The organism is Shewanella sp. 5_MG-2023 (genome assembly GCF_030547465.1).
Classification (GTDB): domain Bacteria; phylum Pseudomonadota; class Gammaproteobacteria; order Enterobacterales; family Shewanellaceae; genus Shewanella.
Genome location: NZ_JAUORC010000008.1, coordinates 74,822 through 87,214, shown reverse-complemented (window position 1 = coordinate 87,214; position 12,393 = coordinate 74,822). Strand labels below are relative to the sequence as shown.

At 42.7% G+C, this 12,393-nt stretch carries 10 protein-coding genes and 1 riboswitch; of the genes, 3 read left to right on the top strand and 7 right to left on the bottom strand.

Features of this window, described 5'->3' with window-relative positions; all coding sequences use genetic code 11:
- Window positions 1-126 precede the first annotated feature (126 nt).
- The gene (locus Q4557_RS06330; RefSeq protein ID WP_303411451.1) at window positions 127-1,737 is read left to right on the top strand and encodes an AbgT family transporter; all 1,611 of its coding nucleotides are present in this window, start codon (window positions 127-129) and stop codon (window positions 1,735-1,737) included.
- 458 nt (window positions 1,738-2,195) lie between these two features.
- On the opposite strand, the gene Q4557_RS06325 is transcribed toward Q4557_RS06330, so the two are convergent.
- Complete coding sequence (locus tag Q4557_RS06325; RefSeq protein WP_102439385.1) at window positions 2,196-5,345, bottom strand: efflux RND transporter permease subunit; 3,150 nt, start codon at window positions 5,343-5,345, stop codon at window positions 2,196-2,198.
- A gap of 9 nt (window positions 5,346-5,354) precedes the next feature.
- Complete coding sequence (locus Q4557_RS06320) at window positions 5,355-6,500, bottom strand: efflux RND transporter periplasmic adaptor subunit (RefSeq protein ID WP_102439384.1); 1,146 nt, start codon at window positions 6,498-6,500, stop codon at window positions 5,355-5,357.
- Window positions 6,501-7,505: 1,005 nt separating this feature from the next.
- Between Q4557_RS06320 and Q4557_RS06315 the strand changes: the two genes are divergently transcribed.
- Window positions 7,506-8,117 (top strand): TetR/AcrR family transcriptional regulator, encoded by a 612-nt coding sequence (locus Q4557_RS06315; protein WP_303411448.1) that lies wholly within the window; start codon window positions 7,506-7,508, stop codon window positions 8,115-8,117.
- Here the strand turns inward: Q4557_RS06315 and Q4557_RS06310 are convergent.
- Window positions 8,114-8,803, bottom strand: a complete 690-nt coding sequence (locus Q4557_RS06310; protein ID WP_102439382.1) for a DNA-3-methyladenine glycosylase I — start codon at window positions 8,801-8,803, stop codon at window positions 8,114-8,116. The genes Q4557_RS06315 and Q4557_RS06310 overlap by 4 nt on opposite strands.
- A gap of 34 nt (window positions 8,804-8,837) precedes the next feature.
- Window positions 8,838-9,392 (bottom strand): thioesterase family protein, encoded by a 555-nt coding sequence (locus tag Q4557_RS06305; RefSeq protein ID WP_102439381.1) that lies wholly within the window; start codon window positions 9,390-9,392, stop codon window positions 8,838-8,840.
- 201 nt (window positions 9,393-9,593) lie between these two features.
- Window positions 9,594-9,783: riboswitch (FMN riboswitch) on the top strand.
- Window positions 9,784-9,873: 90 nt separating this feature from the next.
- Here Q4557_RS06305 and ribB point away from each other — a divergent pair.
- Window positions 9,874-10,530 (top strand): 3,4-dihydroxy-2-butanone-4-phosphate synthase, encoded by a 657-nt coding sequence (gene ribB / locus Q4557_RS06300; RefSeq protein ID WP_303411445.1) that lies wholly within the window; start codon window positions 9,874-9,876, stop codon window positions 10,528-10,530.
- Between the two features lie 91 nt (window positions 10,531-10,621).
- On the opposite strand, the gene Q4557_RS06295 is transcribed toward ribB, so the two are convergent.
- Genes Q4557_RS06295 through Q4557_RS06285 form a run of 3 tightly spaced genes read right to left on the bottom strand, consistent with a single transcriptional unit; the run spans window position 10,622 to window position 12,292 of the window.
- Window positions 10,622-11,482 (bottom strand): alpha/beta hydrolase, encoded by an 861-nt coding sequence (locus tag Q4557_RS06295; protein WP_303411443.1) that lies wholly within the window; start codon window positions 11,480-11,482, stop codon window positions 10,622-10,624.
- 25 nt (window positions 11,483-11,507) lie between these two features.
- Window positions 11,508-11,717, bottom strand: coding sequence for a helix-turn-helix transcriptional regulator (locus tag Q4557_RS06290; protein ID WP_102439378.1), 210 nt, complete (start codon window positions 11,715-11,717; stop codon window positions 11,508-11,510).
- Window positions 11,717-12,292, bottom strand: a complete 576-nt coding sequence (locus Q4557_RS06285; protein WP_102475968.1) for a DUF2975 domain-containing protein — start codon at window positions 12,290-12,292, stop codon at window positions 11,717-11,719. The genes Q4557_RS06290 and Q4557_RS06285 overlap by 1 nt, the downstream gene beginning before the upstream one ends.
- Between the last annotated feature and the right edge of the window lie 101 nt (window positions 12,293-12,393).

The following is a 12,393-nucleotide window of genomic DNA, read 5'->3' as shown; positions in this document are numbered from 1 at the left end:
TTTGATGTTAACTGATATTTATCAGTTTTTTCAGCCTAAATTTAAGCTTATTTTAAAATAGGTAATATAGTCTGTAGATTGGCAAAATCTCAAATTCTAATAATTAAGCCTATTTAAGGGATATTCATGAACCTTGATCCATCTAAAGCTGTGCCCAATAAGGGCTCACCTCAGGACCTCGCCTCCAGTGGCGCCTTTGTCCGATTTCTTAATATTGTCGAGCGGTTAGGTAACTTACTACCTCACCCAATCACACTGTTTGCCATGTTCTGTCTTGCTGTCATTGCCATAAGTGGCATTGCTGGTTATTTCGAAATGACAGTCGCAGATCCTCGCCCTTTAGGCAGTTCAGGTCGCAGTGAAGATGGCTTAATCCATGTGGTCAGCTTGATGAATGCTGAAGGGTTAAGGATGATCGTCTCTAACCTAGTGACTAACTTTACCGGCTTCACCCCTTTAGGTACGGTATTAGTGGCCTTACTGGGTGTCGGTATTGCTGAGCGCTCAGGGCTATTATCTGCCGCTATGCGCTTATTGGTCATGGGCACTTCAAAGCGCCTTGTTACCTTAACTATCGTTTTTGCAGGCATTATCTCCAACACCGCCTCTGAACTAGGTTACGTCGTTCTTATCCCTATGGCTGCAATGATATTCCACTCCCTTGGACGCCATCCTTTAGCCGGATTAGCAGCGGCTTTTGCGGGTGTATCTGGTGGCTACAGCGCTAACTTATTATTAGGAACGGTTGACCCCTTACTGTCAGGTATCACCGAAGCTGCGGCGCAAATGATTGATCCTGATTATATTGTTGGCCCAGAAGTGAACTGGTACTTCATGTTTGTGTCGACCTTTTTAATCACCATATTAGGCGCACTGGTCACCGAAAAAATCGTTGAACCCAAACTAGGAAAATACGATGCATCAGAAGCGGCTGATGACCTATCTGAACAGAAAATGGATATTGTCACCCCTGAAGAAAAACACGCCTTAAAGGTCGCGGGTTTCTCTGTATTGGTGCTATCAAGCTTATTGGCATTGACCATTATTCCTGAAGGCGCCCCACTACGAAATCCTGAAACCGGTTTAGTATCTGGCTCACCATTCCTAAAAGGCATAGTGGCGTTCATCTTTATCGGTTTTGCGATTCCAGGTTTGGTGTACGGTAAAGTGGTCGGCAGCATGAAAAAAGACACCGACATCATTAATGCCATGTCTCACAGTATGAGTACCATGGGTATGTATATTGTGTTGGTATTTTTTGCCTCGCAGTTTGTGGCTTTCTTTAAATGGACCAATTTAGGTGCGGTATTAGCTGTAACTGGCGCGGATGCCTTGAGCAGTATTGGTTTGACAGGGCCATTAGTCTTTGTACTATTTATTATGTTGTGTGGTTTTATCAACTTAATGCTCGGCAGCGCTTCGGCGCAATGGGCAGTCACAGCGCCAATATTTGTACCTATGTTAATGCTGGTCGGTTATGCCCCTGAAACCATTCAGGCAGCGTATCGAATAGGTGATTCGGTCACTAACTTGATAACACCAATGATGAGCTATTTCGGTCTAATTCTGGCGGTTGCCAGCCGCTATAAGAAGAACTTAGGTATCGGTACCTTAATTGCGACCATGCTACCTTATTCAATCGTATTCTTTATCGGTTGGACGCTGTTCTTCTTCCTATGGGTATTTGTTTTAGGCTTCCCAGTAGGTCCTGGCGCTGCAACTTATTACACGCCATAACTAATGCCGTTGTCATACCATAATGACTTAAACTAATTAGCTTATTAGCCCTGCATTTGCAGGGCTTTTTATTGCGTTTTTGACAGTGACTCTTTCATGGAGGGGTATTCATTGATAGAAGTATTTTATTGATGGCACTATTTCATTAATAAGAGCATTTGGAATCGCTGCGTTTACTCGCCATTACTGTGGTTCTGCTACTAAAGCATCTAACTCAACTTAACTGACTCGAGTTATTGCAATACAACCTGCTCCCACTGTCATAGCAGCAAAATATACGCCCATGCCATTAAGCATATCTCACTATGTTAGGTCGCAGTAACGGCGCTCTTCTCCCTGAGTCAGCTCATCAACTTAAGCGATAGCATGGCTGATTAAAGGCAATAAGCCCTAAATAACGAGTAACAAAAAGCCCAGCATCTGCTGGGCTTTTTAAGATTAACTACAGTGATTAGCGCTTATTCAGCTGAATCACTTTTCGTTTCAGGTGGTACATAACCTTTACGCTCTTTCTTATTGAAGATTTTCTCAACCACCACGAAGAACAGTGGGATTAAGAAGATACCAATAAAGGTAGAACTCATCATGCCACCAAGTACGCCTGTACCTAGTGCATTCTTACTACCAGAACCAACACCGGTACTAATTGCTAGCGGTACAACACCTAAACCAAAGGCTAGAGATGTCATCAAGATTGGACGTAAACGTACTCGCACTGCGTGCAAAGTCGCTTCAACCAGTCCTGCACCCTTGTCATAGAAGTCTTTGGCGAATTCTACAATCAAGATGGCATTCTTGGTTGCCAGCCCTACCGTCGTCAGTAGACCTACTTGGAAAAATACATCGTTAGGTAAACCACGACCATTCATCGCCAGCAGTGCCCCGATAACCCCTAATGGCACAACTAGGATTACCGCAAATGGTACCGTCCAACTTTCATAAAGTGCCGCTAATACAAGGAATACCACTAGAATAGACAGTGCGTATAACGCTGGAGCCTGGTTACCTGATAGTCTCTCTTCATAAGATAAGCCATTCCACTCGATACCAAACCCTGGTGGTAAATCTTGCACCATTCTCTCGAAATCAAGCATTGCATCACCAGAGCTATATCCGGGCATAGTTGCACCTTGAATATTGACCGCTGGTAAACCGTTAAAGCGTTGTAATTGTGGCGAACCAAATTCCCATGAACCAGTAGTAAAGGCCGAGAAAGGTACCATTTCACCTTTTGAGTTACGCACAAACCAGGTTTCTAAATCACTTGGTTGCATACGGTATTCAGCATCACCTTGTACGTATACTTTCTTAACGCGACCACGGTCGATAAAGTCATTCACATACGAACCACCATAAGCGGTTGCTAGTACACTGTTTACATCATCGATATCCACACCTAAGGCGCGAATTTTAGCTTGATCAACATGGATTTGGTACATAGGTGCATCTTCTTGCCCATTAGGACGTACGCCCACAAGGTTCGGATTCTGCGCTGCCATACCTAATAACTGATTACGGGCTGCAATTAACGCCTCATGACCTTGACCACTACGATCTTGCAGGTACATATCAAAACCATTGGCCGTGCCTAATTCAATTACCGCTGGCGGTACAAAGGCAAACACTAAGGCGTCTTTCATCTGCATGAAACGACCCATTGCACGGTTAGACAAGGATTGAACATCTTGCCCTTCACCACCACGTTCAGCCCAGTCTTCAAGACCGACGAAAGCAATACCCATGTTTTGACCAGAGCCAGCGAAACTGAAACCTGCAACACTAAATACAGATTTAACGATATCGCCTTCTTCTTCCAAGTAATAGTCACTCACATCCTCAAGCACTTTCATGGTGCTTTCTTGAGTCGAGTTAGTTGGCAAAATTGCTTGGGTAAACAAGATGCCTTGGTCTTCATCTGGCAAGAATGCTGTTGGCATGCGCATGAAAATCCAACCAGTCGCGATAACCAGTACAAGATAGACACCCATCATGCGCACAGTACGCTTAAGGATTTTTGCTACACCCGCTTCATAGCGCGAGGTTAACTTATCAAAGTTACGGTTAAACCAGCCAAAGAACCCAGTATTAATATGGGTATGGCCTTTTGGAATTGGTTTAAGCATGGTGGCACATAATGCCGGGGTTAAAATCATCGCGATTAAAACAGACAGCGCCATTGCAGACACAATCGTAATCGAGAACTGACGATAAATAACACCAGTTGAACCTGACATAAATGCCATAGGTACGAATACTGCTGACAGGGTTAAACCAATACCCACAAGTGCGCCAGTAATTTGATCCATCGATTTGCGGGTGGCTTCAAGTGGGCTTAAGCCCTCTTCAGACATAACACGCTCGACGTTTTCCACCACAACAATCGCATCATCTACTAACAGACCAATAGCCAGTACCATAGCGAACATGGTTAAGGTGTTAATAGAGAAACCAGTCGCTGATAAAATGGCGAATGTACCAAGTAATACCACGGGTACCGCAATCGTTGGAATTAGTGTTGCTCTGAAGTTCTGCAGGAACAGATACATGATCAGGAACACTAAAATCACTGCTTCGATAAGGGTATGCACAACACCTTCAATTGATTTCTCAACAAATGGCGTAGTGTCATATGGGTAATAAATCTCTAAGCTGTCAGGGAAATAAGTTTGCAAGTCAGCAAGCATTTCACGAACATTTTTTGCGGTATCAAGCGCGTTAGCACCTGTGGCTAACTGCACACCAATACCAGCAGCGGGTTTACCGTTAAAGAATGATTCCACTGAGTAGCTTTCAGAACCCAGTGCAACGCGAGCTACGTCGCTCAGGTAAACGTTAGCACCAGAGGTGTCAGATTTGAGAATAATCCCTTTAAATTGCTCAGGAGTTTGCAAACGGCTTTGGGCAGTAATGGTCGCATTTAATTCTTGGCCAGCAATTGATGGCGCACCACCTAATTGACCCGCTGAAATCTGCGCATTTTGCTCACGAATCGCGGCCATAACATCAATACTAGTTAAGTTGTATTGCGTCAGCTTTAACGGATCAAGCCAAATACGCATTGCATATTGGGCTCCGAATAATTGCAATTCACCTACACCAGCAACACGGCTTAACGGATCTTGAATATTGGCAGCAACATAATCGGCAATATCGGTTTTATCCAGCGAACCATCTTCAGATACAAACGCTGCAACCATCAAGAAACCAGCACTTGATTTAACCACGTTAACACCCTGAGATTGCACCTCTTGCGGTAACAAGGTCATCGCAGCTTGCAGCTTATTTTGCACTTGTACTTGAGCAATATCCGGATCGGCTTCAGCATTAAAGGTTAAGGTGATTTTTGCATTACCAAAACTATCACTGCTTGAGGCAATATAACGCAGATGGTCAATACCCGTCATACGTTGTTCAATAACCTGAGTTACTGTATCTTCCATGGTCTTTGCAGACGCGCCAGGATAAAACGCGGTTATTTCAACTGTTGGCGGTGCAATACTCGGGTACTGCGCCACAGGAAGATCTTTAATTGCTAAGACCCCTGCCAACATGATTAGAATTGAGATCACCCATGCAAAAATAGGGCGATCGATAAAGAAACGAGCCATAACGTTACCCTATTTAGTTGGAGTGTTTTCGGTTAAAACTTGTGGAGCAACTTCAGCGCCAGGACGAACTTTTTGCAGACCTTCGACAATCAATTTGTCGCCAGCCTTTAAGCCTTCAGTAATACGCCATTGGTGATTAATCACCTCTGCTGTTTTCACCACGCGCGCTTCAGCTTGATTATCAGCATTAACAATCATAGCTACCGCTTCACCTTTTGTGTTACGGGTAATGGCTTTTTGCGGCACTAAAATGGCTGATGGATCTTGTCCGGCATTTAAAATCGCGCGCACATACATACCAGGCAACAACACCCCATCAGGGTTAGGGAATTCAGCACGGATAATCACCGAACCTGTTGCTTCATTGACGCTCACTTCAGAGAACTGCAATGTACCTACGTTCTCGTAAGTGCTACCGTCTTCAAGAATAAGGGTCACTTCAGCATTTTCGCTTTGCTGTAACTTGCCTTGTCTAAGTTTTGACTTAAGACGTAATAGTTGTGCACTTGATTGAGCAATATCGATATTGATTGGATCAAGTTGCTGAATTTTCGCCAGTGTATTTGATTGATTAGCAGTAACTAGTGCACCAGGAGTGACACTTGATGTGCCAATACGACCAGAGATTGGTGCACGTACTTCTGTGTATTCAAGGTTGATTTTAGCAGTATTAATTGCTGCCTCAGCAACAGTCACCTTAGCGATTGCTTCTTTGTAGGCTGCATCAGCTTCATCAAAGTCTTGGGCACTAATAGCATTAGTTTTAACCAAGGCTGCATAACGGTCTGCTGTAGCTTTCGCAGAAGCCAAGGCTGCATTCGCGCTGGCTAAATCTGCTTCTGCGCTAACTAAAGCAGCTTTGTAAGTTGCAGAGTCAATTTGATACAGTGACTGACCCGCTTCGACATCTTTACCTTCAACAAAACCACGGTTGGTGATGATGCCTGATACCTGTGGGCGTACTTCCGCTTCTAAAAAAGCACGACTACGACCTGGTAATTCAACATAAATGGCTTGAGATTGCTCAGTCACACTCATCACCCCTACTGGTGCGGGTGGTGCTTTTTGTTGGCCTTGGCCTTGTTCGGCTTGACCACAAGCGGTAATCCATAAAGCCGCAGTGATAACTGAGGCTATTTTCAGTGCTTTGCGCATGACTGCTCCTACTCCTAATGACATCATCAGTAAATTTCACCTTGTTTGAAGGGTAAATATTTGCTGGATATATATTTCAACGTTTTTCAACGTTTTAAGCTTGAAATTTTAATGGACGTTGTTATCCCATACACTTGCGAGCTCAACAACCATTACAACCAATTAAAAAATTATAAATTGTAAACAAATAATAAACTTAGATACTTTGTATACGCTTTGTTGACTTAGCTGTAGCAACAACAAAAAATACACACGAAAGTGTTACAAAAAGGTTAACTAGCTCACTTTTAAAAGTGCGTAAATATACAACATTCTAATCAAAAAAGGTGTGCGCCTAGTATTAAATCCTGAAAAAATACCTACCTACAATATTAATTGTGGCACTTGTAGCACGAATACAGAGTTAATCAGCATATCCCGCCACCATCATGAGCCTTGTCAGGATGCTTTATACTGCTTAACCACAGCAGCGTAAGTTGTCATACGCTGACTAGACCACGATCACTAGCCTTCTGATAAAATAAACATATCCCGTCAAAGCTAACAAATATCTTAAGCGCAGATTGGTAAGCACCATCGCCATTAAAGAATAGTTTATTTTTTAGCCTTAGCTATCCCAACTTGCCTATAAATTGATATAGCGCTCAAATATACCAAGGTGAGGTAATGCACTCAGCTGAGGTTACGACGAACCTGAGCTCACCTGCTTTTTACCACCTTGTTGCGACACTAAAACGGTCAGGAATGCTTCAATCAATAAAAAGATAGTCTACTTATTGATTGAGGCATTAAAATATTTTGCCAATCTTTGAAACCAATACGACGGCTTTATTAAAATGATCATAATGCTCATTGCCATAAATGGCTGAACTAATAGCATGTAGCAGTTCAACATTCATACAGCAAATGTAAACTACACGGTGCAGTTTATTGATTTAATGTTGAAAAGTAAACTACTCAGTGTAATATACTTGCACGACTCCCAGCGAAGATTTGTAAACAGATATGACAATAACCAAGAAAACCCTCAGCCAGCAAAAGCATGAGGCCATCGTTGACGCAGCCAAGCGGATGTTCAAAAAACTGGGGGTTGCGGCGACCAGCATGGATAAACTGGCAGAAGAGGCGCAAGTGTCTAAGCGCACTGTTTACAACCACTTCGCCACTAAAGAAGCCTTAGTCATGCACCTAGTTAGTGAGTTATGGTTTGAAGCCATGGCCAGCAATCAAGAGCAATATCAACCTCAACAGGCACTGCTTTCGCAATTGTCAGCCATCATTTTGACCGAAATTCAATTCATCAACTCTCAAGAGCATATTGATATGGCCCGAGTCGCTATTGGGCATTTGTTTTACAATAGTGAAGAGATGTGCCGTGAAATAGAAAAAATGAAACTGCATGAAACGGCATTATTACGCTGGATAAAAGCCGCTGCAATTGATGGAAGGATTGAGGTTGAAGATGCTACTTTTGCCAATGAGCAACTATTGCATTTGATCAAAGGCCAGTGTTTTTGGCCGCACATTTTAACCTGTTGCGCACTGTTAAATGATCAACAACGGCAGCATTTAGCCGATGAAACGGCAACAATGTTTTTAGCCCGTTATGAGGTTTAAAGCCTATTTTCACCCACACTAAGTGAAATAATGCGGCTTATTTCAGCCAAGGTGAGTCCTGACTCTTGCTGCCAGTGGTTAAAAGCCGCTTGGGATTGGCGCAATGCCGTTTGCGAGGTAAATCCGGCATCAACCACCTTAGTGGCTTTGAGATATGACTGCACATCAGTGGTTAATAAAAACGTATCCTTACCCACATTACGTAAAAAATACGGCCCAGTATTGCCACCTAAACGACTGCCTTTCTTTTTTAATACTTGCCAAAGTCCTGTGATATCTTCCGATGGCCAATTAGCAATAAACTCAGCAAAGCTGCCATGCTCAGCCGCAATTTGCTGCACCATATAGGCATTATCAACAATAGATTGGGTTTTCTTTTGATGGCGAATAAGCGTTGCGTCAGTGGCGCGCTGCTGAATTTGATCCGGTGACAGCATTAATACTTTAAACGGTTCAAAATCAAAGAAGGCTTTTTCATACGCAGGCCATTTATTCTCAACCACCCGCCACACAAAGCCACTTTGAAACACTTGCTTGCTCATGGCAGACAAAAGTTGTGCATCAGAAAATTGACCAATCTCATCCGCTTCAAGGGTCAGAGGCAATAAATGAGCTAACGCCTTACTGCCACCTTTTCGCTCACTGGCGCGGTCAAAAATATCGCTGAATTTTTCTAATTTGGCCACAAGCTAACCCCGTTAAATAAATGACTAGCGCTTATTATGCTACCTGACTCAGCTTAGGGGCAATATTCTGATCTTTTTTTACTTGCAGAAATTGTTTCCACTTAACCACTTCAGCAGTCATTACTGGCATAGCGCCGTCGTAGCCCGCTTCGGCAATTAACTTACTGATAGGCACTTGCTTACCTTTGCAAACAAACACACCACGCACATGGGCAATACAATGAACCCCACGATTAGATACAAAGCGCTGCTCAATATAGAAATATTTCTCATCCCAACCAACTATCTTGGTTTCAATGTCAAATTTCTCCAGCGGCTTAATATCTTTAATAAAGGTAAACTCAGATGCGTTTACAATGGGCAGCCATTTAAGTTTTAAAAATCGCTTCATTAAACCCATTTCAGCAATCATATAAGTACGAGCTAAATCTAAAAAGGCAGGATAGCGAGAATTAGTAAGATGCATATTGATATCGCAATCGAGCGGTAATGCGCGATATGAAATACGACTGGTACCTAAAAAATCGATGTGATTACAGTGACGAATACGCCAGACAAACAACCAAAACAGACGAAAATATAAATTCATGGGGCTACAACTCCTTTGTCAGCGGCAAAGGCTATCAGAGGTCATACCAGCGAGCAAGTTTGTTCACAAAATTATCCAGTCACCCCCTAAAACGCCCCACTCTTGATGACATTTTATATCTAAGACTGTGAGCATAAGCCCTTTTTTTATAGTCATTTTTGCCATAAAATGGCCGCGCTTAACTTTATTAAGCATCACAATTTAAATTCTCAGGGCGGGGCGCAATTCCCCACCGGCGGTAAATCGAGGCGACTAAATGCGCCAAGATGAGCCCGCGAGCGCTCGATATTTTTCGAGGTCAGCAGATCTGGTGACTTAGGCCATGTTTTCACATGAAGTACGCCTAACAGTCCAGAGCCGACGGTTATAGTCCGGATGAAAGAGAATAGAAAACACCACTACTTAGGTATGCTGGTGCATTTCGTTTGGCGTAAAGCCACTCTTCAAAGCCCTGATTCTGGTATTTTTTTAGGAGTAAACCATGAATCAGCTAACACTACTTTCGCCATTTGGTGATCCAATCGAACGTGTTGAAAAAGCCTTAGCCGCCTTACGATTAGGTAACGGTGTGTTATTACTCGATGATGAAGATCGTGAAAACGAAGGTGACATCATTTATTCAGCCGAGCACTTAACCGCAAAACAAATGGCATTAATGATCCGCGAATGCAGCGGCATTGTGTGTTTATGTTTAACGGACGAGCAAGCCAACAAACTTGAACTGCCGCCAATGGTGCAAGACAATAACAGTGCTAACCAAACTGCTTTTACGGTTTCAATTGAAGCTAAAGAAGGAGTGACTACAGGCGTTTCAGCTCAAGATCGAGTAACGACAGTAAAAACGGCTACAGCAGTAAATGCGAAAGCCAGCGACCTCGCTCGTCCGGGACATGTATTTCCACTGCGCGCGCGTGCAGGTGGCGTTATGGCTCGCCGTGGTCACACTGAAGGCACGGTTGATTTAATGCAAATGGCCGGTTTATCTCCTGCAGGTGTTTTGTGTGAAGTAACGAACGAAGACGGCACTATGGCCAAAGCGCCTGAAATTGTCGCCTTTGGTTTAAAGCACAATATGCCAGTATTGACCATTGAAGATATGGTGATGTATCGCTTGCAATATGATTTGAAGTTAGCCTAAGGCTTGTTTATAAAGAGCATCTATTTCAAAGCTCTGTTATAAATAAAATGGTAAAAAGAGACGAATATACGTCTCTTTTTAATTTTCAGCTTTATAAGTTATTCACAAACGCTTGATAGCGGCTCATCGCGTGAGCGTTATCTAGCATTCCTTGGTGACCAGTATTTGGCACCATAATTAACGCTTTAACCTCTGACTGACTCGCATCAAATAATTTTTCAGACAACTCTGCTGGTACTTGATCATCATTCTCTGCACCAATGACCAGTAATGGGCCTTGGTAGTATTGCGCGACCACTTGCTCATTATCTGCTTTACGGAAATCTTCAGGCATTTCGATACGGGTAAATAATAGATACCAAGGTGTTTTCTCATCAATCCAATCATCAACATTGGTGGCAGAGCCTTGTAATACTAATGCGTCGACACTATTGGTTTTTACTAATTGCGCAGCAATGAAACTGCCTAGAGAATAGCCATGCACAATGACTTTATTTGTTGGGTAATGCTGGTGTAAATAGTCAAGTTGCAACTGTGCATCGGCGATTAAATTTTCAATTCGAGGCTGACCTTCACTGGCCCCTAATCCACGACGATCAACAATGAAAATATCGGTGTTGAGTTCTGATAGTCTGGTTAATATTGATAAGCTGTCAGGCTCAATTTTCATGCCGTTACCTTGAAAAAACATCAAGGTCGTATCACTTGTAGGGTTATCGATGTAAAAGCCTTTCAACCTGACTTGTTCGCTGGCATCAATACTCACTGGCGTAATGGTATTATTAGGCATGACTTGCTGTAATTGATCAACAAAATCAGTTTGATAGGCGGCTGGTTGCTCATCACTAACAATAAACGTATCTTCACTGATCCTTATGGTACAAGCGGTTGTCATCAATATCATGCAGCCAACTACGGCCCCAGAGAATATATTTTTAATCAAACTTTTCATCTCATCTTCCTTTATAAAAAACGGTCTAGGTTTCATCCTGATACAGTAAAATATCACCCGGTGAACACGCTAAATGCTGGCAAATCGCATCTAACGTCGAAAACCGGATAGCTTTAGCGCGGCCACTTCTCAGCACCGATAGATTTTGTGGCGTAATCCCAACGAGTTCAGCCAGTTCAGTTGACTTCATTTTCCGTTTTGCCAACATCACATCGAGTTCAATAATTATGGCCATTAAATTGTCAGATCTGCCTCTTGTTGTAATTCAGTCGCATGCTTCATCACCCATGCGATGCAATAAAAAACTAGCCCGAACAAGGCAAACTTAAGTTCATAACTACCAAGGCTAAAGTAAATCGGCACTGCACTACTGAGACCGCTAAAGTGCAGTACAGAAGCCACAATCATCGGGTAAAACAGGCTCAATACAATCCACCAAACAAATACCAGCGCGATATGACGTAAGCAACGGAAGTTGTTTTTTGTGAACACTAAGCCTTGCTGATAAAGGTCAAATAACTGATATAAAAAAGTATAAATAAGTAAGTAGGGTAAAATTTCGACGCTACCTAATATCACTCCAGCATGAAAACCTTCAGCATAAAGTGTCTCGGCTAGGATTTTCCACGGCGCACCAAAGTCGACAGCCAGGTAACTGTTAAACCAGCCCCACCAGTCGATCGTCATTACGTATTCGCCTTCTCGAAACTCACCAAATACCATAGTGGCGCCATAACTACTGATTTGTAGCAAGGCTAAAAATATAATAAGTAATTTAATCCATTTACTAAGTAAAACTATTCTATCCATGATTAATTTAGGGTCGGCTAAAGTTAATTAAACGTTAACAGAATTAATAATTAACAGCAACTAATTACCGTTAAACGATAATTGCCTCTGTTGATTAGATA

Coding starts and splice junctions, on each gene's coding strand:
- Q4557_RS06330 (WP_303411451.1), top strand. CDS start 127: ATGAACCTTGATCCATCTAAAGCTGTGCCCAATAAGGGCTCACCTCAG.
- Q4557_RS06325 (WP_102439385.1), bottom strand. CDS start 5,345: ATGGCTCGTTTCTTTATCGATCGCCCTATTTTTGCATGGGTGATCTCA.
- Q4557_RS06320 (WP_102439384.1), bottom strand. CDS start 6,500: ATGCGCAAAGCACTGAAAATAGCCTCAGTTATCACTGCGGCTTTATGG.
- Q4557_RS06315 (WP_303411448.1), top strand. CDS start 7,506: ATGACAATAACCAAGAAAACCCTCAGCCAGCAAAAGCATGAGGCCATC.
- Q4557_RS06305 (WP_102439381.1), bottom strand. CDS start 9,392: ATGAATTTATATTTTCGTCTGTTTTGGTTGTTTGTCTGGCGTATTCGT.
- ribB (WP_303411445.1), top strand. CDS start 9,874: ATGAATCAGCTAACACTACTTTCGCCATTTGGTGATCCAATCGAACGT.
- Q4557_RS06295 (WP_303411443.1), bottom strand. CDS start 11,482: ATGAAAAGTTTGATTAAAAATATATTCTCTGGGGCCGTAGTTGGCTGC.
- Q4557_RS06290 (WP_102439378.1), bottom strand. CDS start 11,717: ATGGCCATAATTATTGAACTCGATGTGATGTTGGCAAAACGGAAAATG.
- Q4557_RS06285 (WP_102475968.1), bottom strand. CDS start 12,292: ATGGATAGAATAGTTTTACTTAGTAAATGGATTAAATTACTTATTATA.